This window comes from Rhizobium ecuadorense, assembly GCF_001187535.1.
Taxonomy (GTDB): domain Bacteria; phylum Pseudomonadota; class Alphaproteobacteria; order Rhizobiales; family Rhizobiaceae; genus Rhizobium; species Rhizobium ecuadorense.
Genome location: NZ_LFIO01001005.1, coordinates 1 through 231 on the forward strand (window position 1 = coordinate 1; position 231 = coordinate 231).

At 55.0% G+C, this 231-nt stretch carries 1 protein-coding gene; it reads left to right on the top strand.

Annotation, left to right across the window (positions count from 1 at the left end; translation table 11 throughout):
* Positions 1 to 2: 2 nt before the first annotated feature.
* Positions 3 to 231 (top strand): cupin domain-containing protein (locus AF337_RS18480; protein ID WP_483150628.1); only part of this gene is annotated, 229 nt, incomplete at its 3' end.

Consider the following 231-nt stretch of genomic DNA (forward strand, 5'->3'; position numbering starts at 1 on the left):
GCTTGACCAAGCCGTCGGTTGCCCGCAACGGAACATCGCGGCTGGCGCCGAAATTTGAGCACGTTCTGACCGCTGAAGACGATACCTTCCTCTGGCGGATCGACGACTATCCCTGGGCAAATTCGCTCTGGAATTTTCATCCGGAATTCGAGATTCACCTTATCCGCAAATCGTCCGGCACGGCGTATGTTGGTGATTATATCGGCAATTTCGGTCCCGGCGACCTAACAG